The organism is Pseudomonadota bacterium, from assembly GCA_039028935.1.
In the GTDB taxonomy this organism is placed as follows: Bacteria; Pseudomonadota; Gammaproteobacteria; order Steroidobacterales; family SZUA-146; genus SZUA-146.
Window position 1 is genome coordinate 1 of the sequence record JBCCHD010000043.1, and the last position, 21,712, is coordinate 21,712.

Sequence of the window (21,712 nt, forward strand, 5' to 3'; positions counted from 1 at the left end):
CGTAGCCACCCCCATTAGTGGTGCAGTTCTAAATTAGGATTTTCTAGCTTACGTTGTTGCCTACGGAACATCGCAGGCGGTATGTCACCCAAGCTTTCATGGGGCCGTTCTTCGTTGTATTCATGCATCCATCGGCGTGTTATCTGCCTGACCTGTGCCAGCGACTCGAACACGTAAGCGTTCAAGACTTCGTGCCGATAGGTTTTGTTGAAGCGCTCAATGAACGCGTTCTGATTCGGTTTGCCAGGCTGGATGTATCGAAGCTCCACACGGTTCTCCTGACACCAGTCCTGGAATATTTGGGCGGTATACTCGGGGCCGTTGTCCACGCGGATTGCTTTGGGCTTGCCTCGATACTCCACCAACTGATCCAGCGTTCTGACAACACGACCGCATGGGATCGAGGTATCAATGACGATATGGAGAACCTCCCGCACACCTTCGTCGATGACATTCAGCGTTCGGAAGCGACATGATCCTCGATAGAGCGAGTCGCTCATGAAGTCCAAAGACCATTCGACGTTGGCTTGCGCCTCGATTTCCATCGGCTGCTGAACGCGGCTCGGCAAACGCCGCTTCTTACGCCGCGGTAGATTCAAGCTCAGAGCTCGATACACGCGGTAGGTACGTTTATGGTTCCACTCGTGGCCATCCAGTCTCAGCCTCGTATGGATCTTCCAGAAGCCCCAGCGAGGGTGCTTAGCTACTTTGGTATTGATGGCCTCGATCACCTCGCGATCCCTGGCTTCCCAGTCGACGGTCTGCCGATACCAGATGCTGCGCGATAGACCGAGCGCTCTACTAGCCTTCGACTTTGACATGCGATGTTCGGCCACCAGATAACTGGCTGCTTCTCGTTTATCTAGTGGCATCAGAGCTTTTTTTCGATCAGATCCTTGAGCGCATGATTCTCTAGCGCCAGGTCGGCGTACATGCGCTTCAGCTTCGACAGCTCTTGCTCTGTCTCTCGAAGTCGTCTTAGCTCAGACGCTTGCATGCCTCCGTATTTCGACTTCCAGTTGTAGTAGGTGGCTGAGCTGATGCCGTGCCGTCGACAGACATCGCTCGTTTTGGCGCCAGCTTCCACTTCCTTCAGGATGGACACAATCTGTGTTTCGCTGAATCGGCTCTTCTTCATCGGTATCTCCTTGCAGTATCATTCTGCCAGAAAATTCCAATTTTGGTTTGCTCCCTATTTGGGGGTGGCTACGAGTGCACTAGTTGAGTACCAATGGTATTGGGTAATAAACTATTCCAATTGGTTGACTGAAAGGACGGTACCTGGACTCTTGTTTGTGAGGTAGCAGGCAGCTGTTAAAATCAAAAGGATCCGATCTAATTGTGTAAATACCAATTTTCGCAGAAACTGATTGTGACTCTAGCTGTAGCCAGAACTTGACTGGCTCGAACTCCTTCATCATACACCGCTGTATTTCAGTAGCTAAGTCTTTTGCGTCATCTATGCGCTCACCATAAGAAGCTCAAAATACGCCGTTGCGTTTGCGGAATCGAGTGACAAAAAGTATATCGAAGGTCACTAGCTAGACACATTCCGGATCAAGAAACGCACCCATCATCGTCTCGAAAAAATCGGATCTAGACCTGTGTCGTCGGCCGAGGAACTCACAATAAGACTCCATGAGTTGAATCGCGAACGGCGCGTTGGTCTGGTGGTAGAATTGAGTGGAGACTTCAACTTTAGGGCGTCCGTTGCGATAGCGCCAGTCCGATCGTCGCCTAGTCGAACCTGTTTGGTCATCGAGCTGTTATGAATCGTAAATTGTTAGTCTTAATGATATTGCTCACTGTCTATTCGAGATACGTATGGGCAGAGAGTACCGAATCTCGACCAGATGTATTGCGCCAGGCGATTAGGGAAGACGCTTATATTCAGGCCATTATGGGTGCATTGAAGGAGAAGCATTTCAAATGCCCGATTTTTGATTCCATTACGGCGACGGCCGGCGTAACAATCATGAAGGAAGTAGAACCGTACGTGTACAGTCCCAGGAGCGGTGAATTTAGCTTGCAGCCCGGACGACTGCAGATTCATTTGAATTGCGTGAACAACATTGCCGTTACTGTGGATGCGTTGTACGACGAACGAGTCGGCTACACGCCATTGGTTAACAGTGTGAGAAAGCTCTCGTTTGAGTATGGCGGCTACGGCATTATTTTCAGATGGCTAAAGCCAACTGGCGGTACCTCCGAAGAAGCAATATTGAACGATCCATTGCTGACACACATCTATCCGATGTTAAGCAATCATTTTTCCGCCTGTAGCAAGCCATCTGTTGAATGGCAGGAGCACGATGGATCCTTGGAATACGTGATGGACTATGAAAAAAACAAACACGAGTACAAGAGTTTTGTTCTCGGTTTTAGGTGTCAGACGTCGGGCGGTGTTCGATCACACCGCGCGAGCGGTCGATACTTCCCGCAGACCGGAAACGTAATTTGGATCGAACTCACGGCATACACGTTAGCTATTGATTAGAAAACCGATGCTCTGCCAATCCAAAGTAGCGTGACGTCGAGATGGTGTATGACGTGGCCTATTGGTCGAGCCGTCCAAGTACGAGCAGCGGCTGTTCGAAATTGATCGTCTTAAGCGAGTCGCTAGACAACAATAGACGCGCCTAACAGACCGGCAACTCCGTTCGCTCGACTGTTATGTATTGGTTGCCGTCGCTTAAACTCGAACGAGCGATACGTCGCATGACGCGGTGTTGGCAACACCGGTCGCAGTCGAGCCAATCAGTGCGCGCACGCCTGACTTGGAGTGGGTGCCCAGAATAATGAGATCCGCTTTCTTTCGATGGGCGATGTTGCAGATCACCGCGTAGGGTTTGCCCACCTTCAATACGCGATTTTTTTTCGGAATGTCGAACTTGGAAACAAAGGCATGAAACTCCGGAATCGCTTCCTCTTTGAGTTCGCGCTCGTAGTCTTTGGGTAGAAACGAGTACGGCAAGACGTTGACAACGATAAGAGTGCTGTCGAACAGCTGCGCGAGCTGCTTCGCTTTGGTCAGTACCTTTCGGCCCTCTTTACCGATTTCAATTGCACACACAATAGTCTTGTACATGGTGTCTCCTTTTTCGACAAGTTATTGCTCTGTCGTCGACTAATGATAGCAGGCTTGCACCTAATCTGCTTGGATCGAGTATGAACTCACGATCATTTAATTGGCCCCATACTGGTATCTTCGATCCGTTAATTATTGAGTGAGCGGGTAGTTGGATGACGACACTAACCGCTCATGAAGACTCCGGTTATCTTGGGCACAGTGCCTCTCGTTGACGTAAACTTATTCGAAGAATAATGTCTGGTGATACCTCTACTGTGCGGGGCGGAGTAACTACTCTGCTGCCAGAGCCATAGAGCCCGGTTGTAATGGAGCGGCGAGCAATGAACGACGAACAAAATCCCTATCGGGCGCCGCAGAGTGCCGTCGACGATCGCGCTGATGGACAGGGCACCGGGCCCATTACCGATATTGTTCAGTATCGAAAAGCGATGATCCCGCTATGGATCAAAGTATTTGGGTGGCTATTTCTCGTGTTCGGGGCGCTGATGCCGGTGCTGTTCATTGTCTCGTTGATAACCGGCAGTCCCGTAACGCTCAATATATTCGGATTCGTGTATCACGGACCACCATTAGCCCTACCCGCGATGCTACTTTGCCTTGTTTTCGCCGCGTTGAGTGTGGCGGCATTCGGACTGTTGTTTGCCAAAGACTGGGGCGTCAAAGTTTGCTTGGTTGTCGGCTACCTGTGTCTGGCAATGGCATTGACCAGCACGGTTGTTAGCGTGCTAAACGGCGTATTCTTCTTACGCCTCGAGATCCTCTTTTTAGTACCGTATCTGTGGAAACTGCACAAGATGTCGGCGAAATGGCATGCTTAAGATATTGGAGCGTAAAGAGCGGTGTGTCTGTGTTGTTACGCCGCTCGGTACTCTCGGGCGGTAGCCACAGAGACTTTGACACGCACGATGCACGGCAGATTCATCGCATGAACGATTCGACGTATCAAGATATCTATCCCACCCCGCCGCTTGTCAATAGCGCTAGCGAGTCTCGCCCATTGGCCAAGGATTTGCTGACGCTTGAGTATTTTGAAGCCGAGCCCGATGCCATGCCCACCCGGGTGTTTAGCCAGCATCATCTTTTACTCAACTTAAAAAAGGAACCGCATCGAGTCGAAAATTGGCGTGATGGCGAGCATCGAGATTTTCTTTTTCATCAAAACGAAATCATCGTCACACCTGCCGGCGTCGAGAGCGGTTGGCGATGGCACGCTGTCTCAAGTGTGATTGTGGTGACGCTCGATCCCAAGAAGTTTGAGCAGTTTGCTCAATCAGAAGTCGGCCTGTTGCTGGCCGATACTCAGCTTAGAGATCTCCCTTTGTTTGAGGACGCGGATATTTGCCAAGCGGGCATAGCGCTAAAGGATGCGTTGGCAAGCCGTGAACCAGGATCGGATCTGATGTTTGAGAGTTTGGCGCGTGTGTTTTTGGTCAAACTGATCCAGCGCTATGGTTTACAAGAGGATGCGTATCGTTTTTCCAAACGCTTTACCGCTGATCATTATCGGCGAGTGCTTCAATTTGTCGCCAGTCGCTATGGCCAATCGATGACGGTCGAAGAGTTAGCGGGTGTGGCGGGCCTGAGTACGTCGCACTTTTCGCATTTGTTTAAGCAAACGATCGGTTCAAGTCCGATGCAGTTTGTGATGCGCTATCGAGTTGAACAAGCCAAGAAGCGTTTATCGAGTCATGAGCTGCCACTTATCGATATTGCTATGGCCTGCGGGTTTTCTGATCAGTCTCATTTTTCACGACAATTTAAACAGGTTGAAGGTGTTTCCCCTTCCCGTTATCGCGCGCAGCTTCATCGTTAGGACATGCGAAGAACACGCGCCATCTGTTCATCCGGCTGAAAGGTGAGCACCGGAGAAACACGCACACACGGCGATTAGAAGAACACTCTCCTTCCATGCGCTGGAGCATGAGGTGGTTCGCGACACGGCAACCACAATCAGCGACTAGACACGAGACCCAATCCGCGGTGGACGAATTGCGGTTGAAGACTTGGCTTCGGTCCTACCCGAACCGATGCGTGTGAAGGTCGAGTGTGTCGGGTCTTAACGGATGCACGAGGGTCGACCGCCAGTTGATCGCCGCGTGCCTGTCCATCACACGAGTGATCGGTGCCCGCTCCATGCCTGATTCCATAGGGTAAAAAGTAAATTATTTCAATGGACTAACGAAAGACATCGAATTATCCAAAAAATTCGCAGAACGGTACAAGGCACGAACAACCCGGCGGTTTATTCTGAGCGCAATGGATAAACACGGAGGGAAGCGACATGAAATTCGGGTGGGTGATAACCGTACTTACCGTCACGCTCTCAGCGCACTTAACGGAGGCCGCAATGAAAACGTCAGTGACATTTAATAGCGCCGGACAAACGCTCGCCGGTGACCTGTACTTGCCGGATGGCTATGTCGACGGGACACAGCTGCCTGGCGTGGTGGTAACGGGCGCGTGGACAACCGTAAAAGAACAGATGGCGGGCACCTACGCGGCGCAACTGGCAGATCGTGGCTTTGCCGCGCTGGCGTTTGATTTTCGGGGTTGGGGTGCCTCACCCGATGACGTGCCCTATTTGGAAAACCCCACACGTAAAACCCAAGACATTGAGGCCGCGGTCGAGTATCTGGCTTCGCGACCGGAAGTGCTTGTGGATCGCATTGGCGGCTTAGGGGTCTGTGCATCATCCGGCTATATGAGCGACGCGGCACTCAACAGCAAATGGATTAAGAGCGTGGCGCTCGTGGCGCCTTGGTTGCACGATAAAACGATCGTGAACGACGTTTACGGCGGTGAAAGCGGCGTGGCGGCGTTGATCGCGGCCGGGCGAGACGCCGAGCGTGCCCCGAATCCCGTCATTCTTGAAGCGGCCAGTCTAACCAATGAACAGGCGGTCATGTATCAGGCGCCCTATTACACCGATCCGTCGACAGGCCTGGTTCCCGAATACGATAACCAGTTCAACGCCGCTTCGTGGGAAGGCTGGTTGACCTACGACGCCATGGTGACGGCCAAATTGACGAGTCAACCTACGCTGTTAGTGCACTCGGAGGCCGCAGCTATTCCACAGGGCGCGAGACAATACGCTGAGCTGCTGGGTGACAAAGCGACGACCCGTTGGCTCGACAACGTCACGCAGTTTGATTTTTATTCTGAGCCGGAAGCGGTGCAGACGGCATCGGACGCTGTGGCTGCACATTTTACGAAAACGTTGACTCAGTCGGGTGAGAAATGAGTCGTGGTCTTCGAGGCGTTTTGATTGTGATGGCCAGCACGATGATGGCTCAAGGAGTTGCCGCCAGCACGATCGATAAACTAGCCATAACAACGATTGTTGAAAGTGTCGCGGTGCTTGCGGACCAATCTAATTTCGAGTCACTTGAGCGCTTGTTTGCCGATCCGCTGACCGTAGATTACTCGTCCCTAACCGGCAACGAGGCCACGGTCAAAAGTGCTCAGGCTCTGATGACGGAGTGGGCCGCTATGTTACCGGGCTTTGATCGCACGCGGCATTCCGTGTCGAACATACGCGTCAACATAGAACAAAGTACTGCCCTCGCTACGGCAGACGTCGTTGCTGAACACTATATCGACGACCTGTTTTGGCGTGTTGAGGGTGAATATCGATACGAGCTAATAAAAGAGGGTGATACCTGGTCGATTAATGCGATGACGTTTATCGTGCGCGATGAAGACGGCACGCGTGAGGTATTTGGGCCGGCGGGTGAAAACGCTCAGCGACATCCGCCCAGCTATATTGTGCGACAGCAAACAAAGCGCGTCGTTCGCACTTTCTTACACGCGCTCGAAGGAAAGGACATGGTGACGTTCAACGCCCTATGGGCCGAGGATGCGGTTCAACACATGCCGTATTCACCGGCGGGGCACCCCAAGCGCGTGACGGGTAAGCCAGCACTGGTTGAACTATACAAACAGTGGCCGGCGACCAGCGGAGATGCGAAATTCACCCGTGCGCTGGTGATTCACTCGATGCAAGATCCACAGCTAGTTTTCGCGGAGTTCAACGGTGAGGTAGAGATTATCCCCACGGGTCGTCTCTATCAGCAAACCTATGGCGGTTTGTTTCATGTTGTCGACGGTAAGATCCAGCTCTTTCGCGAATATTACGACCCCGCTCCGTTCGCTTGGGCGTTTGGTTTATAGGTGGTGTCCATCGGCTCGCTTCTCGCACGATTTGAAAAGTCGTTCAGCGAATGCGAAACGGACAAACGATTTGCCGACAGCCCAACGCGGCATTTGACGTCCTTGCCAAGCAGCTTGCCATCCTTCGCCTAACAGTGATCGTTGATGTTGAGCAGCGGCGGGGTTAGGCATTCATCGTTACGTTCTACTGTGGCGATTCGTTGGTCTCCATCGCAGATCCCGACGACATGGCTTGGTGCATCGTCATCACTTGAGAGTGATTCGGGAACAATGACCTTTGGTCACACCGCACTAATACCGTCACTTACTGCCTGTTGAAGGGCTAAGAGCTTGATTAATAAATGTGGCCGCACGCTGCCCTAGCATGAGGACTTGGCGTCACCGTTAATGGACTATTGACTCGTTATCGTTAAATGCAAAGCCCTCAATTCCTAAGATTTTGCGTAACCCGAGCGGTTGGCTTATCTTATGTTAGGTAAAGGGTACATACATTAATTATAAGGAATAGGGATATGATCAGGAATATGCGTCTGTTCTGTACGCTGTCGCCGCTATTTGTGCTACTGAGCCTCACCGCCAGTGCCGGTGACATCACCGAGTTAAAGGACAACGACGGCATGGTCGTCGCGGAGCGAATGGCCGACGGCGAGGTGCGTTATTTGTCGACGCCACGACTGCCCGCTCAATACCCGCCGGCGTTTGTGACACCCCCTCTTCCAAAAGACGCGCATCCCGATTCTTATATCTTCCGTTTCTACAACGATCTGGACAGAAACGGCCGAATTCAGCCAGACGGTACGGTCGTGCCTATCGATCGTAATAAACCGGTCAAAAAGACGGCGTCGCCCGACGTTCGTAATGCGTCGACCATCGACACGGCATTGTTGTCGAATTACGACGGTCAGTATGCGCCGTATTTACCGCTGATATTCCAGGGACAACCTGATCAATATCTTCTGAGCAATGGCCTACAATTTAACTCGGGCAGTGGCTCAATATTCAGAGGGCGCGTGCAGCTGGCGAATATTTCTGAGCAAAATGGCGTGATCACGTATGTCTTTGATCAATTCGCCAATGAAGAATTTTTTGATGTCACCGATTTTGGAACCGGTGGTAACGGCACCGCGTTTGAGCTGGCACTCGACTCGGAGATGACGCTGGTTGCAGAACTCGGATCGTCGACCGGACAGCTAAGCGGCGACTTACTCATCCTCAACGTCGATCCCGGCAACGTCAGCGCAACGGATTACCGCCCGCTTAGTAGTATCGTGGGCGCCACGGTGCCGTTTACCGCAACACTGACAAACAATACTGGTTCATGGCAGGTGGATTCTTTTGATGCGCTTATCGATTACACCTCGTCAAACGGCGTGATCGATTTTGCGAATCCCACCACCAGTCCAGCGCTGGTTGAATTACGCATTGCTGGGCCTTCTCAGTTGCCGCCCGCTATCTCCACCGCGTATCAGGCCCTGGCGGTGTTTGCGAATGGCGAGGAACTCAACGTCAATGACAGCACCGTGTGGACAACGCCCGACGGGGCACTGTTTGATCTATCTCCTGACGGCGTTGCGACAACCCAGGAAGCACCGCCCACCGATACTATTGTCACGATTAACGCACAGTTTGAGAACGTCCAGACGAGCGTTGAGGTTAATCTGATCGGAAACGACACACTGGCGCAAGGCATCGATGGGTGGGGAACCTATCAACGTGGTCCTGACCACACGGGTTGGACGGATATCTCCACCGAGTCAGACCTGTTTAATGTTCTGTGGAGCGTGCCGCTCGATATTAATTCTTCCTATCACCAGCCAGTTGCTGACGACGAACGCGTCATACTCACTCTGTCCGGTTCGTTTTTCAGCAACTCAGACCTCGATCGATTGTATGCTTACGATCCGCTAGACGGTTCGTTGCTGTGGTCAAAGAGTTTTCCAAACGCTCGGCAGCTCAATGGGCCAGCGCTCGCTTACGGCAACATCGTTTTGATCGACGAAGCCCTATCCGGGGCGGATCAGTTGCGGCTGATTGATGGGGTGACAGGTGATGAGGTGTACAGCCGAGATTTTCCCGATAACCAGGTTGAAGGCGAGACGCTATCGCCCACTGTGGTTGACGGCGATTTCTATGTGCGCGGCAACTTCTCAGACTTGTATCGTATGAGCTTTTTTACGGGCGAAGTCCAGTGGGTCAATTCCGATATTCAGCAAGTACGCGCCACGACGCCGACGGTGGACGAGCAATATGTCTACTCGTTTTACAGCAATACGCTCACGGTCATGGATCGCTTAACGGGCGAAATCGAATTTGAACTGGAAAAACCCTCCTCATCCTTTTCGTCGTCGTCTGTGTATGCGGTGATTCTGAATGAAGACTCGTCGTCTGCCTTTGTGATGAACGGCAGTGATCTGACCCGCTTTAATCTCGTCGATAAGCGACATGAGTGGACAATCGATGAGAATTTCAATCGTCAACCGGCCTACCATAACGGACGCTTGTACACGTATTCGTTTAACGAGTTCTACGCAATCGACGCGCAAACCGGTGAGATTCTGTGGACCTACGATCCTCCGAGTTCGAGCTTCTCTGATGACATTATCATTACAAACAATCATGCCTTTGTTGGTCACTCGAGCGACACATTGGCGATTGACCTTAATTCGCAACAAACCGTTTGGAGCTATCCATCTCGGGGTCGACTGAGCCTTAGCGGTGAGACTCTCTATATTGTTGGCTCCAATCAAAGCTTGACGGCGGTACAGGTGCCCGGTCTGCTAAATGTGCCGCCGACGAGCATTACGATTGACGCGCCCGCAACGGTTGAAGAGAACAGTGTGGTGCAGCTTCGCGCGACCGTCACCTACGACGATGGTCGAGTGCGCGATCGCACAACTCAGTCGGTATGGTCGATCAAACCCAATTCGGTGTCGACCATTGGGCAGTCCGGTCGTCTGAGCGTGGGCGAATTATTAACGCCACGCGAGATGGTTACCGTGAGCGCTGCGTTCACCGAGGCAGGTTCGACCGTGGAAGTGAGCGCCGACATTGAATTGGCAACGTTGCTTTCTGATACTGATTTTGCGCTTCGCAATCTGGATATGGCGTTGGCAATCAAAGAGAGCATAATTAATCAGCTGGCGGACGCGATTCAGCGTGAGCAGTCGGCGCGCGCTGCACTACAGGGCCTGCCCGGCAAGGATGAAATGCTTGCCCTTGCTGAAGTAATCAGCGCGCTCGATAACAGCACCGTTGCAGATGGTGCCCTCGACACCTCGGCAGAATCACTCGCGAACGCGATTGCGATTCTCAACGGCCAGATTCACATACGACAGCGGAGTAAGAAGTAGTCGTCGGTTAGACTGAAGCTGGCTTGATCATGACGATCGCGTTACGAATTGGGTTTGTCCTGCTGGCGGGATGGGTCGCGGTATCGGCGGCATCGGCAACGCCGCCGGTCATGCCGCTGTTGTTTGCGCCCAATCACGGACAAGCGACAGCGGATTGGCAGTTTGTTGCGAATAGCCCACGCAGTACGGTGGCGATTGGCCCAACCCACTTTGCGATAGCGCCGCCGTTATCGCCAATTGACCGCGATGAATTACCAACGCTCACAGAGCCCAGGCGCGAGATACACAGAGGCTCAACCCTGCATGTGTCATTTATTAATGCAAACGCGTCGTCCGTAGGGCGTGGCGAAGGGCGGCATAGTGCCGTCAGCCACTATCTGCAGGGGAATGACACTGCTGCGTGGAAACGAAACGTGCCCAACTATGAAATGGTTCGATATCCGGAGGTTTACCGTGGTATTGATCTGGTGTTTCGCGGCGACGAACAGCGCCTGCGCTACGATTTTGAACTATCCCCCCATGCCGATACGAACGATATCGCTATTCAGTTTCCTGCAGGCGCGCTTCTTTCAATTAATGCGGAAGGCGCATTGGTGTTGAAACAGGCCGATGGTGAACTGGTGCAACACGCACCGAAGGTATTCACACAAAAGGTTGACGGAACTCGAGAGTACCTTGCTGCCCGCTACACCATCAGTGCCACGAACGTCGTGACCTTTGATATTGATACCTACGACCAGCGTGACACGCTCGTGATCGATCCGACCATTGAGTATACGGCGTTTATCAATGGTAGCGGCGCGGAACAAGTGTTTGACATCAAAGAAACCGTTCATGGTTTGCTCGTTGTTGGCATAACCTCTTCGTTCGATCTCCTTACCGTTAATCCCGTTCAAAATGCACTGGCGGCCGCTAATCTTCCGGAAGATATTTTTATTCGACGGTACTCGCCCGAAACATTCGAACTCGAATTTTCAACGTATTACGGGGGTTCTGATAGCGACACGCCTTGGGTGGTCGTCGAGGCGGAAAACGGCGATATTGTGCTCGCCGGCGCGACTCAATCGCCTGATTTTCCCACTCAGAATGGCTTTGACTCAACGTTTGCGGGCGGCGACTCGATTGACCAGGATGCGTTTGTTACCAGATTATCTCGCACAGGCGATGACGTTGTTTTCTCCACCTATGTCGGTGGCTTTGACGCGCGTATCTCCATAGATGGAATTCCACGATTCGGTCGAGAAACGATTCGCGACATGGTGTTGCATGAACCGACCAATCGGCTCTATCTAACCGGTAATACCGGTGCGAGCGATTTTCCGGTGACCGACGTATTCCTCGACAGACCGTGCTTTGAAAATTCCTCTTCGGATTTCTTTGCCTTTCGGACCGACGCTTTCATTATGGAGATGGACGCTCAAACGGGCGCCATTTACACCTCATTTTGCTTTGGCGGCGAAGGTCGCACCGCTGGCCGAGCGGTGATGATCGATCCACAGCGTGAGTCGATTTTTGTTGCTGGGCATACGTACTCGCCCGATTTTCCAACGACGCCCGATGCGTTTCAAGAGTCGCGTGCCGGCACGGAACTCAACTACGATGGCTACCTCACGCGCTTTGATATGGCGCTCGACACCTTAGAAGCCGCGACCTACTTTGGTGGCAGCAACGATGAATTTTTTATTGAGATGCAGCTGGATTCGAACGGCAGTCCTATCGTGAGTGGGTCGACCCGTTCCGATGATCTGCCGATTAGCGACAACGCGTTTCAAAAAATCAACCCGGCATTGGACGAGGATCAGTTTTTGTTCTCTGGCTTGATTGCTTCTCTCGATCGAGAATTAGGCGATCTCAACTTTTCGTCGTATCTAGGAGGGCAAGGCGATAATGATCTTTGGGCGTTGCGGCTCGATTCGCACGACCGTATTTACATCGCGGGCTATACCGAGGCGAGGGATTACCCATTAAAAGATGCCCTGCAGCACGAGCGTGGTGCGCCGTATTCGAGCCCCCGACCGATTTGGTCGTCGGACCCGTCGACAGTGGTCACAGACGTTAGAACTGGCACGCTGCGGTTAGTGAACGGTGAGTACAGTTTCAACGAAACGTATGCGGTCGTGACACAGCAGGCCACGAATGGTGGCGCGGCGGCAAATAGGCTTATCCGGCAGCGGCGTAATGAAGTCTTCAGTGTGGCGGAGCTCGGCGGCACTCAATACGCTTCGTCCGCGGTGGTGACCGGCAATGTGGCACTTGGCGCCGAGACCATCGAGAAAGACTTTGTGATTGGCAACTGCAATGGGCCGCATCGAGTCTATGTTGGCGATACGGCGGCCGGTTTCAGTCTAACGGATGAGGTTCCAAGCCCGGTCATTTGTGTGGTGGCGCTGGAGTTTGCCTTGGTCGACGACGACTCACTGCCCGACTTGGTGATCAGCGACGGCCAGTCGCTGTATTTTCATCCGGGCGATGGTGTTGGTCGATTTGGCGAAGCGATTGAACTGCCGATCACCGCCGTGGATTTACTCGACCTGGTGCGTACCGGTATCAACACTCAGCCAGACCGACAACTTGTCATGGTCGATCGCGGCGGCCCTGACAAGTTGATCAATTTTTTCGACGACACACCGGTGGTGACAGAGCTATTCGGTTCGGACAGTCGAACGACCCGCGCGGTCGGCTACTTCACCGATTTCCAATCGAATCCGCATATGTGGTTCTCCTATGAGACTGGATTGAGTCGCGCGGTGCGGAGCGAAGATCTTCCGGTCTCAATGGGGTTTGAGTTTGGCGATGCGAATCGGCGTCTAGATGCCGCCCCAGTTCCATTGAGATTGGGGCTGGGCACATCCTTTGTCACGCTCGAGACCGACAGCGCTGGGCAACAGGCGTTTCATCTTTATGATTACAAAGAAGAGGTCGGCGCGTTAGTGGAACTCACCGATCAGAAAATGCCGCTGGCAATCGGTGGTTACACAGCGTCTACGCCCAGCTTTAGTGGAATCAGCAACGGGTTTTTCCTATTTAATGAAAATGAAGGGACCCTCAATCGTTCGACGATCGGGGCGCTCGATATCGTCGTCTCTGTGCTCAACAAGGATGCCTCAGCATTACGCTTTTCCACCTATTTGGGCGGTGCCGGTGTGGATCGGGTTATCCGGGCGCTGGAGGTGCCGCGCGACGGGCGGATAGTGATTGGTGGCGACACGGTTGGCGACAGCGTTATCCTCGGACCGCCCGCCTCCTCGCCATTGTCGCAGACCAGTTTGCATGGATTTGTGCTGTCGTTGAACATCGATGATTTGTTGGATAACGATAGCGATTCATTCACGAACGACGTGGATAATTGCACCGACGTGTCAAACGCGGATCAGTTTGATACAGACGGAGACGGTTACGGCAATCAGTGCGATGGCGATTTTAATCAAGACGGTATCGTGAACTTTGCGGATCTGCTGATTTTGCGTGAAGCGTTCAATGCCAACGCGAACCCGAACACAGATCTCAATATCGATGGCGTCACTAACTTCCTCGATCTGAGTATTTTCAGTCAGTTATTTTTGCGGTCGCCTGGCCCAGCCGCGATCGATCTCGATTAAGCTGTACCGCATTATCCCCGACATAGGCACGATCAACGCGATGTCACGGTACATCGCAAGAAGGGCGTTTAAACCGTCGAACGACTCACTTGACGCGCCGTTGGCGCTGACTGGCTCTGATCGGCTTGTCCGTCATTAATACGGTCATTCACCCCGGCCGTGCGGCTTCTCAAAATCGATATCAGGCCCTACGGGCACCACCCGTGTTGGATTGATCGTGCCGTGACTGGCGTAATAATGACGTTTAATGTGATCGAAGTTTACGGTGGCCGCGATGCCTGGCTGTTGATACAGATCGCGAACGTAGCCTGACAGATTAGGATAATCATCAATCCGTCGGATGTTGCATTTGAAATGCCCGACATACACCGGATCAAAGCGCACGAGCGTTGTAAACAATCGCCAGTCGGCTTCGGTGATCGCGTCGCCGGTAAGATAGCGCGTCGAGGCCAGGCGCTCGTCAAGCCAGTCGAGGGTGTCAAACAAAGGGTCAATCGCCTCTTCGTAGGCCGCTTGCGTTGTCGCAAAGCCCGCTTTGTAGACACCATTGTTGACGTTGCCGTATATGCGGGTGTTGAGCGCATCGATCTGGTCACGCAGTGCAGCGGGATAATAGTCGCCGGGTACTGCGCCAATGTCATCAAACGCTGAGTTCAGCATGCGAATGATTTCCGACGATTCGTTCGAGACGATGGTGTGCTGATGTTTATCCCATAGGACCGGCACAGTGACGCGACCGGAATAATGCGGATCCGCTCGCGTGTACACCTGATGCAAAAACTCGGCATTGTGTTCGGAATCGGCGATGACACCATCTCCGTGTTCGAAGGTCCAACCGTTTTCGAGCATTCGCCAGTGCACCACCGATACGGTGATCATGTCTTCAAGTCCTTTCAGCGTGCGATAGATTAAGGTGCGATGAGCCCAGGGACAGGCGAGTGACACATAGAGGTGATAGCGCCCGGCTTCGGCGTTAAAACCGCCCTCGCCGCTCGGCCCCGCCGAGCCGTCGGCGGTCACCCAGTGGCGAAATGACGACGCCTTGCGTTGAAACCGTCCGCCGTTTTTGCTCGTGTCATACCACTGATCAACCCACTTTCCATCCTGCAGCAATCCCATTGCTCACTCCTACCGTTGTGACCATTTGTTTTTAGCAAAAAAGCACGATTGGTTCTTAACATGCCCGGCTGTGAATGGCGTTCACCGTCCCCGAACCACCGTGTCCAGTCCGACAACCGCTACCCTGGCGACACCCAGTTTTGTAAGGTCCGACTGTTTGTCAGAGTCCGGAGGCGGCGCGAGCTCGATTGAGTACTTTGGTGGCCGCAGCGCGGGCTTTCTCCGCGCCCTTTTGCAACGCGTCTTCAATGTCGTCGGGTGTATTGAGTAATGCGAAGTACCGCTCCGTCGCGTCGCCGAACGTCTCGTTGATCAAGCGCAGCAGCTCTTTTTTAGCAGCGCCGTAACCGTAACCGCCGCGCCGGTAGTTGGCGGCCATCGTCTCAAGCTCTTCCTCACTGGCCATGAGCTTGTACATGTCAAACACATTACACGTATCGGGGTCTTTCGGTTCGTCTAGCCCTTTCGAGTCGGTGGTAATGCTCATCACTTTCTTTTTGAGTGCTTTGGCGGTGTCGAAAATTGGAATCGTGTTGTCGTAGCTTTTCGACATCTTGCGACCATCCACTCCCTTAACGGGCACGGGCGTGCCAATTTCATAATCGGGAATTTTAAATGTGTCGCCATAACGATTATTGAAGCTGCCCGCCATGTCGCGACACATCTCAATATGCTGAACCTGATCGCTACCCACGGGCACAATGTCAGAATCATACGCCAGGATATCGGCCGCCATGAGTACCGGATACATGTATAAGCCCAGGCTCGGTGTGACGCCTTGGGCTACGCGGTCCTTGTAGGACACAGCGCGATCAAGCAGCCCTTTGCCCGTCACCGACGTGAGCAACCACATTAATTCGGTGACCTGAGGGACATCCGACTGACGAAACAGTGTGGCACGTTCGGGATCGAGCCCCAGTGCCAGATAAGACGCGGCCGTTTCCAGTGTGTAGCGCCGCAGTGTTTCGGCATCAAACACCGTAGTTTGGGCGTGGTAGTTAGCGATGAAGTAGAAGGCGTCGTCTTGCTTGGCAATGTGCTGGCGAATTGCGCCAAAGTAGTTGCCAAGATGAAGACGGCCGGAGGGCTGAATACCGGAAAGCGATCGAGCGGTCATGCGGTGGTCCTGTGTTGAGAGTCAAGCGCGTCGAGTAAACCCATAAACGTTGAGCGATGGTCGCGGCGCGGGGGTACTGTTTTACCTCGATAATCTGGTGATAGCAACGTCCTGTGTTGTCGATTGATTCAGATTGCCGAGGCTGAACAAGTGGTCGCCTTGACTCTGTAGCGCGGCAAGCCGGACCCGTGTTTTTTTGCGCCGGCATACGCACTCAGTTATCACGGTTTCGCGGTTAGCAAATAGGGCTTGGATGCGCTGATGTAAAGCAAACAATGCGGCGTTGTTTCGCAGGCAATGGTGGGAGAAACTGCCTCACCCCATGCGAAGTAACTGCCTACATCAAGAGACTGAGGGGCCGACGATTGATCGCTATGAACCAGTTTGCCGCGGATGAGTACACCGTGCATCGCGCGTCCGTCGCTGCGCAACTCACCACGATAGCCGATTGGGAGTCGCAGAAGTGATCCGAAGCGTTCCCCTTTTATGGCTGAGCCCCAAAGAACCGTCATTGTGGGCAATCGATCCGTAGCCGTTGGATTGGCAGGGAGCAGCCAGGAGGTGCTGTCGGCGTCGAGCCAGGGTATCTCGTCGGCGGGCACGTTTTTGGATACGTCGAAGCCCTGGAACGACTCGGCCGGTGGTTTGACCAGATAAGGTCCTTTCACAATTTCGAGAAAGATCACGGCTGCATCGCCGGGTTCAGCGGCCGTGATGTGATTCTCGCCGGCAGCCTGAACCCAAAAGGAGCCGGGCTCCATCCACTGCGTGTCGGCGTCCGGGTGTGCGTTGTGCACGCGACCACTAATCACCAGCCCGCGATAGGTGACGTTATGGATATGTGGTGGCGACGAAAAACCGTCGACAAACTCAATGAGCGCCCCAGTCGGAACATTCTTCTTAAGATCGCCCCACATCACACTCGCTGCGGGACTGGCATCACCACGGGCCGGATTGAGGGGCTGGCTCGTGAGTTCGGATCGATGGATCACCGTGGACGCGCGATCATTGAGCGCGCCACAACTGGTCAAGGCGAGCGACAAGAGCACAAACACTAATCGCATGATCTTTTACTCATTGCCGAACACACTCATGAACCTAACAAGACCACAGTAAAAAGTCGAAAGACAATCAGTTAGGCCGTCCAGCCGATCCGGCGTGTCGAGGGATCGCGGCGAGGAGCCAATCCCCATCGAGACGGTCATCCATTTGCTTCATTGAGGCGAGAGGCACCGCATTGCGGCAGCGCATCAGTATCGTAAGCACGCTCGACGCTACCGATCGATTTTGAGAGGCCATCCGATCGGCGCAGCCGCACGAGATGTCGTGTCGGGTCCGGCATCCATCACCGCAGCGGGTCCCAACGAGAGCGGTGACGCATCGTCTAGCCCCAACTGGCGGGACAAGCGGGCGTTCACAGCGCGCTATCAGTTGCTACGAAGGTAGATGTGTCCCGTGGGCGTTCCCATGCAGTTGGCTGGCCGCAAGGAACGACTCGACCGTTTCCGATTGAACCGAATGATGGCGGATGCCCAATAGCATTCGTTTGAGACTCAGGTTACCGTGAAGCAGCTTTCGCAACCCTACTAATTCGGAGCCGAGCCATGCCGATGACCCGTCGTTCGCTGCTAAAACAGTCTGCGTTAATCGCTGCCGCGAGTACCCTGTCTGGGTGTCATTCCATCCACCCCGAGAAAACAAGTGTGCAGGCTTTAATTGCGACCGATGAGGGTGCCAATGCGATACTCGATAAGGCGACGGATTTATTGGTCACCGCCTATCCGGAAACCGCCAGTAGCGCGGGCATCGACAAAGACGACTATCACACCCTCAAATCACGGCTTACCGACCGCACAATGGCAGGCCAAACAGACATCGCCACGCGCGTTCGGTCGCTTGTAGACGAACTTAATGCCATTGACGTTCGCCGTCTCTCAGCCGACGTGGCGCTGGATGTGGACGTCGTGCGTACGATGTTTACCACCGCGTCCGAGGGTTTTGCGTTTCCGTTTGGCGACAATGCCATGCTCAATTACAACTGGTCTTATCGGCCAAGTCCTTATGTCGTGGCGCAAAACACCGGCGCCTTTGTCGAGATTCCCAGTTTTCTTGATGCCAGCCATAACATTGAATCTCGCGACGACGTCGACGCGTATTTGGCGCGCTTAAGCGAGTATGCCGGCCAGCTGGTTGGCGAGAACGGGCGCGTGTTACGCGAAGGAGCTAATGGCTACGTGTTACCCGATTTTCTGCTTGAGAAGACCATCGCTCAGTTGGAGGGCGCCAGCCAACGACCACCTGATCGCTGGGGTTTCTTAAAGAGCTTTGGCGCCAAGGCCGCAAAGTTCGACACTCACGCTGAAGCGCGCGCGGTGGACATTGCGCGACGTGAAATCGTGCCGGCGATCAGTGCTCAGATTAAGGCATTGTCATCGTTTAGGAACACGGCAACATCCGATGCGGGCGTTTGGGCTAAGCCCGATGGCGATGACTACTATGCCTGGGCATTGAAAGCGGGCACGACCACCACGATGACACCGGACGAAGTGCATGAAATGGGGCGCGAGGAGCTCGCCAGCCTTCAAGCTCGAATGGAGCCGATTCTCCAGAGTATTGGCTACACCAAAGGCTCGGTGGGTGAGCGGATGTCCGCACTCGGCAAAGACCCACGTTATTTGTTTTCGGATGGCGACAAAGGTCGAGCTGAAATAATGGCGTTTATCGATGATGCGCTATCTGAAATTCGCGCGCTGATGCCCCAGGCGTTCGAGACATTGGTGCCGGGCTTTTTAAAGGTGGTGCGAATCGATCCGGAGGTTGAGGCGGGCGCGCCCGGTGCCTACGGTGGCGCGGGCTCAATCGATGGCACGCAACCTGGACACTACTGGATCAACCTGCGAACACCGGCGCTACACAACAAATTTAACCTAAAAGACCTGTCCTATCATGAGGCGATTCCAGGTCACGTATGGCAAGCCGAATACACCTTTAAGCAACCGCTGGTTCGATCGCTGCTGGCGTTTAACGCCTACTCAGAAGGTTGGGCGCTGTATGCCCAGCAAATTGCTGATGAGCTCGGGGTCTACGATGCGTTTCCGGTCGGGCGACTAGGCTATTTGCAGTCGCTCGCGTTTCGCGCCTGTCGTCTTGTTGTGGATACCGGTCTTCACGCCAAGCGCTGGACGCGTCAAGAAGCCAACGAGTGGTTTGTGACCAACAACGGATCCAATCCAGAAGAAGTGCGTGGCGAAGTCGATCGTTACTGCGCCTGGCCCGGTCAGGCCTGCGGATACAAAGTCGGCCACTCGGCCATCAATCGATTGCGTGACAATGCCCAACGGCAAATGGGCCAAGCGTTTGACTATCGCAAGTTTAATGATGCGGTGGTGCTCGGTGGTGCGGTGCCGATGTCGGTGCTGGAGCGGGTGATTGACGAATACATTGAAACCGTCTGAGGCGAACAGTGGAAAGGCGACTCACTGTCTAGCGCGCACGCGTCGGCTGGACAACGGGCGATGGCCCATCGAAACGTTGTTAACCCATCACGACGTCTTCCTCCCGCCCCGTCGTAACGCTTTTTTACCAGCGCCCAACGACTACTCGTAGCTTTCAAGCAATAGATTCGATTCGGTCGCCACCACGCCATCGATTAGACGCAGCATGCCAATTATTTGGTTAAAGGATGCGAGGGAGTCGGTTCGAATTTCAGCGATTAAATCCCAGCGGCCGGTGGTGTGGTGTACGGCGGCAACCTGCGGCACGCCGCGCAGTCGCTGAACGACCGACGCTTCACTCACACTGTCGGCTTGGATGCTCATGAAGGCCCGTACCGCCGGCTTCTCAATTTCGTCACTGAGCAACACGGTATAGCCTGCGATCACGCCCTTTTTTTCTAACCGCTTCATACGACTTTGAACGGTCGCCCGTGATATGCCCAGATGCTTAGCCAGCCTGACCACCGATGTACGCGCATCGTCACGAAGCAAAGAGATCAGGCCTTGGTCAGTAGGATCGAGTTGAATCATTGGGGGCCTCGCTTTTCGCGCTAAATCGATGAGATGGCGGGCGATGACGCCACCCTGTTATACACATTGACTAAGTATTATATACAAAATGATCAATACATAGAATTTTTGGTCACTATATGCTCTATAAATTAGGTCAATATGACTTTAGGCTTTGTCAGTCGTTTAATCGTATAGAGATAACGTTATGACCCGTTTTGTTGATGTGCCCGCCCTGTGCCAACTCGTTGAGACCGTCGGTTTCGAACACGTACTGACCGGCATCGCCGAGCAAATGCACAACGATTTTGTGCGATGGGAGTCGTTTGATAAAAGCGCGCGCGTGGCCAGTCACAGCGAAATTGGCGTGATCGAGCTAATGCCGGTTGCCGACCAGACGCGCTATGCCTTTAAGTATGTCAACGGTCATCCATCCAACACGGCGCTCGGGGTCTCCACGGTGATGGCCTTTGGTGCGCTGGCAGATGTGGAGACGGGCTATCCCGTGCTGTTATCGGAGCTCACCCTCACCACCGCATTTCGCACCGCCGCTGCGTCGGCCATTGCCGCCAAAGCACTGGCGCGCGACGATGCACGCGTGCTCGGCATGATCGGCGCTGGTGCCCAGAGCGAATTTCAGGCCGTGGCGTTTCATCAGCTACTCGGCATTGAAGAACTACGCGTCTACGATATCGATGAGGCTGCTATGAAGAAACTCGCCTCTAATCTCAAGCGCTTCCCAAACTTGATGGTGGTTCAGGCCAGCTCGGCCGCCACCGCGGTGAAAGGTGCCGATATCGTGACGACCTGCACGGCCGATAAAACCTGGGCAACTATACTCACGCCAGACATGATTGAACCCGGGATGCACATTAATGCGGTGGGTGGCGACTGTCCGGGTAAAACCGAACTGCACGCGGACGTGCTGCGCGCCGCTAAAATCTTTGTTGAGTTCGAACCGCAAACGCGCGTTGAAGGCGACATACAGCAGCTCGATGCCGATCATCCCGTACACGATCTTTGGAAAGTGATCGCAGGTCAGCGAGTCGGTCGCGACAGCCGCGATCAAATCACGGTGTTTGATTCCGTCGGGTTCGCACTCGAAGATTTCTCAGCGCTCACCTATGTGTACAACAAAGCCATTGAGCTGGGCTTGGGTGACGACATTGCATTGATTCCCGAGCTCAATGATCCCAAGAATTTATTTGAGCGCATTATGGGTATGAACGGCGAGGTGCATACGCGCTCTGCCGCCTAACATC

15 protein-coding genes are annotated in these 21,712 nt (G+C 53.6%); 9 read left to right on the top strand and 6 right to left on the bottom strand.

Annotation, left to right across the window (positions count from 1 at the left end; translation table 11 throughout):
- Positions 1 to 14 precede the first annotated feature (14 nt).
- Positions 15 to 1,138 (bottom strand): IS3 family transposase gene (locus AAF465_15020; protein ID MEM7084039.1). Its coding sequence is split into 2 segments (ribosomal slippage): positions 15 to 886 and positions 886 to 1,138, totalling 1,125 coding nucleotides; the frame shifts between segments, so codons are not numbered across the junction.
- A gap of 630 nt (positions 1,139 to 1,768) precedes the next feature.
- On the opposite strand from AAF465_15020, the gene AAF465_15025 reads away from it, so the two are divergent.
- Positions 1,769 to 2,497: a hypothetical protein gene (locus tag AAF465_15025; protein MEM7084040.1), complete on the top strand. Its 729-nt coding sequence runs from the start codon at positions 1,769 to 1,771 to the stop codon at positions 2,495 to 2,497.
- Between the two features lie 195 nt (positions 2,498 to 2,692).
- Here the strand turns inward: AAF465_15025 and AAF465_15030 are convergent, their stop codons facing one another.
- Positions 2,693 to 3,088 carry a universal stress protein gene (locus tag AAF465_15030; protein ID MEM7084041.1) on the bottom strand — a complete coding sequence of 132 codons (396 nt, stop codon included), beginning with the start codon at positions 3,086 to 3,088 and terminating at the stop codon, positions 2,693 to 2,695.
- 323 nt (positions 3,089 to 3,411) lie between these two features.
- Between AAF465_15030 and AAF465_15035 the strand changes: the two genes are divergently transcribed.
- The 6 genes from AAF465_15035 (at position 3,412) to AAF465_15060 (ending at position 14,210) form a co-directional block, all read left to right on the top strand.
- Positions 3,412 to 3,909 carry a hypothetical protein gene (locus tag AAF465_15035; protein ID MEM7084042.1) on the top strand — a complete coding sequence of 166 codons (498 nt, stop codon included), beginning with the start codon at positions 3,412 to 3,414 and terminating at the stop codon, positions 3,907 to 3,909.
- 107 nt (positions 3,910 to 4,016) lie between these two features.
- Positions 4,017 to 4,904, top strand: a complete 888-nt coding sequence (locus AAF465_15040; GenBank protein ID MEM7084043.1) for an AraC family transcriptional regulator — start codon at positions 4,017 to 4,019, stop codon at positions 4,902 to 4,904.
- A gap of 534 nt (positions 4,905 to 5,438) precedes the next feature.
- Positions 5,439 to 6,332, top strand: a complete 894-nt coding sequence (locus tag AAF465_15045; GenBank protein MEM7084044.1) for an alpha/beta fold hydrolase — start codon at positions 5,439 to 5,441, stop codon at positions 6,330 to 6,332.
- Positions 6,329 to 7,261, top strand: a complete 933-nt coding sequence (locus AAF465_15050) for a nuclear transport factor 2 family protein (protein MEM7084045.1) — start codon at positions 6,329 to 6,331, stop codon at positions 7,259 to 7,261. Before AAF465_15045 ends, AAF465_15050 begins: the two co-directional genes overlap by 4 nt.
- 512 nt (positions 7,262 to 7,773) lie before the next feature.
- Positions 7,774 to 10,611, top strand: a complete 2,838-nt coding sequence (locus tag AAF465_15055; protein MEM7084046.1) for a PQQ-binding-like beta-propeller repeat protein — start codon at positions 7,774 to 7,776, stop codon at positions 10,609 to 10,611.
- 29 nt (positions 10,612 to 10,640) lie between these two features.
- On the top strand, positions 10,641 to 14,210 hold the full coding sequence (locus AAF465_15060) for a dockerin type I domain-containing protein (protein MEM7084047.1): 3,570 nt from the start codon (positions 10,641 to 10,643) through the stop codon (positions 14,208 to 14,210).
- A 144-nt stretch (positions 14,211 to 14,354) separates the two neighbouring features.
- Here the strand turns inward: AAF465_15060 and AAF465_15065 are convergent, their stop codons facing one another.
- The 3 genes from AAF465_15065 to AAF465_15075 form a co-directional block, all read right to left on the bottom strand.
- Complete coding sequence (locus AAF465_15065; GenBank protein ID MEM7084048.1) at positions 14,355 to 15,329, bottom strand: glutathione S-transferase family protein; 975 nt, start codon at positions 15,327 to 15,329, stop codon at positions 14,355 to 14,357.
- Between the two features lie 160 nt (positions 15,330 to 15,489).
- Positions 15,490 to 16,446, bottom strand: coding sequence for a tryptophan--tRNA ligase (gene trpS / locus AAF465_15070; protein MEM7084049.1), 957 nt, complete (start codon positions 16,444 to 16,446; stop codon positions 15,490 to 15,492).
- A 221-nt stretch (positions 16,447 to 16,667) separates the two neighbouring features.
- Positions 16,668 to 17,510: a DUF4437 domain-containing protein gene (locus tag AAF465_15075; GenBank protein MEM7084050.1), complete on the bottom strand. Its 843-nt coding sequence runs from the start codon at positions 17,508 to 17,510 to the stop codon at positions 16,668 to 16,670.
- Between the two features lie 546 nt (positions 17,511 to 18,056).
- On the opposite strand from AAF465_15075, the gene AAF465_15080 reads away from it, so the two are divergent.
- The gene (locus AAF465_15080; protein MEM7084051.1) at positions 18,057 to 19,901 is read left to right on the top strand and encodes a DUF885 domain-containing protein; all 1,845 of its coding nucleotides are present in this window, start codon (positions 18,057 to 18,059) and stop codon (positions 19,899 to 19,901) included.
- A 141-nt stretch (positions 19,902 to 20,042) separates the two neighbouring features.
- Here AAF465_15080 and AAF465_15085 read toward each other — a convergent pair whose 3' ends face one another.
- Positions 20,043 to 20,471, bottom strand: coding sequence for an Lrp/AsnC family transcriptional regulator (locus AAF465_15085; GenBank protein ID MEM7084052.1), 429 nt, complete (start codon positions 20,469 to 20,471; stop codon positions 20,043 to 20,045).
- 187 nt (positions 20,472 to 20,658) lie between these two features.
- On the opposite strand from AAF465_15085, the gene AAF465_15090 reads away from it, so the two are divergent.
- The gene (locus AAF465_15090; GenBank protein ID MEM7084053.1) at positions 20,659 to 21,708 is read left to right on the top strand and encodes an ornithine cyclodeaminase; all 1,050 of its coding nucleotides are present in this window, start codon (positions 20,659 to 20,661) and stop codon (positions 21,706 to 21,708) included.
- Positions 21,709 to 21,712: the final 4 nt, after the last annotated feature.

Excerpts from the sequence above, each read along its gene's own strand:
- AAF465_15025 (MEM7084040.1), top strand. The coding sequence starts at position 1,769 with ATGAATCGTAAATTGTTAGTCTTAATGATATTGCTCACTGTCTATTCG.
- AAF465_15030 (MEM7084041.1), bottom strand. The coding sequence starts at position 3,088 with ATGTACAAGACTATTGTGTGTGCAATTGAAATCGGTAAAGAGGGCCGA.
- AAF465_15035 (MEM7084042.1), top strand. The coding sequence starts at position 3,412 with ATGAACGACGAACAAAATCCCTATCGGGCGCCGCAGAGTGCCGTCGAC.
- AAF465_15040 (MEM7084043.1), top strand. The coding sequence starts at position 4,017 with ATGAACGATTCGACGTATCAAGATATCTATCCCACCCCGCCGCTTGTC.
- AAF465_15045 (MEM7084044.1), top strand. The coding sequence starts at position 5,439 with ATGAAAACGTCAGTGACATTTAATAGCGCCGGACAAACGCTCGCCGGT.
- AAF465_15050 (MEM7084045.1), top strand. The coding sequence starts at position 6,329 with ATGAGTCGTGGTCTTCGAGGCGTTTTGATTGTGATGGCCAGCACGATG.
- AAF465_15055 (MEM7084046.1), top strand. The coding sequence starts at position 7,774 with ATGATCAGGAATATGCGTCTGTTCTGTACGCTGTCGCCGCTATTTGTG.
- AAF465_15060 (MEM7084047.1), top strand. The coding sequence starts at position 10,641 with ATGACGATCGCGTTACGAATTGGGTTTGTCCTGCTGGCGGGATGGGTC.
- AAF465_15065 (MEM7084048.1), bottom strand. The coding sequence starts at position 15,329 with ATGGGATTGCTGCAGGATGGAAAGTGGGTTGATCAGTGGTATGACACG.
- trpS (MEM7084049.1), bottom strand. The coding sequence starts at position 16,446 with ATGACCGCTCGATCGCTTTCCGGTATTCAGCCCTCCGGCCGTCTTCAT.
- AAF465_15075 (MEM7084050.1), bottom strand. The coding sequence starts at position 17,510 with ATGCGATTAGTGTTTGTGCTCTTGTCGCTCGCCTTGACCAGTTGTGGC.
- AAF465_15080 (MEM7084051.1), top strand. The coding sequence starts at position 18,057 with ATGACCCGTCGTTCGCTGCTAAAACAGTCTGCGTTAATCGCTGCCGCG.
- AAF465_15085 (MEM7084052.1), bottom strand. The coding sequence starts at position 20,471 with ATGATTCAACTCGATCCTACTGACCAAGGCCTGATCTCTTTGCTTCGT.
- AAF465_15090 (MEM7084053.1), top strand. The coding sequence starts at position 20,659 with ATGACCCGTTTTGTTGATGTGCCCGCCCTGTGCCAACTCGTTGAGACC.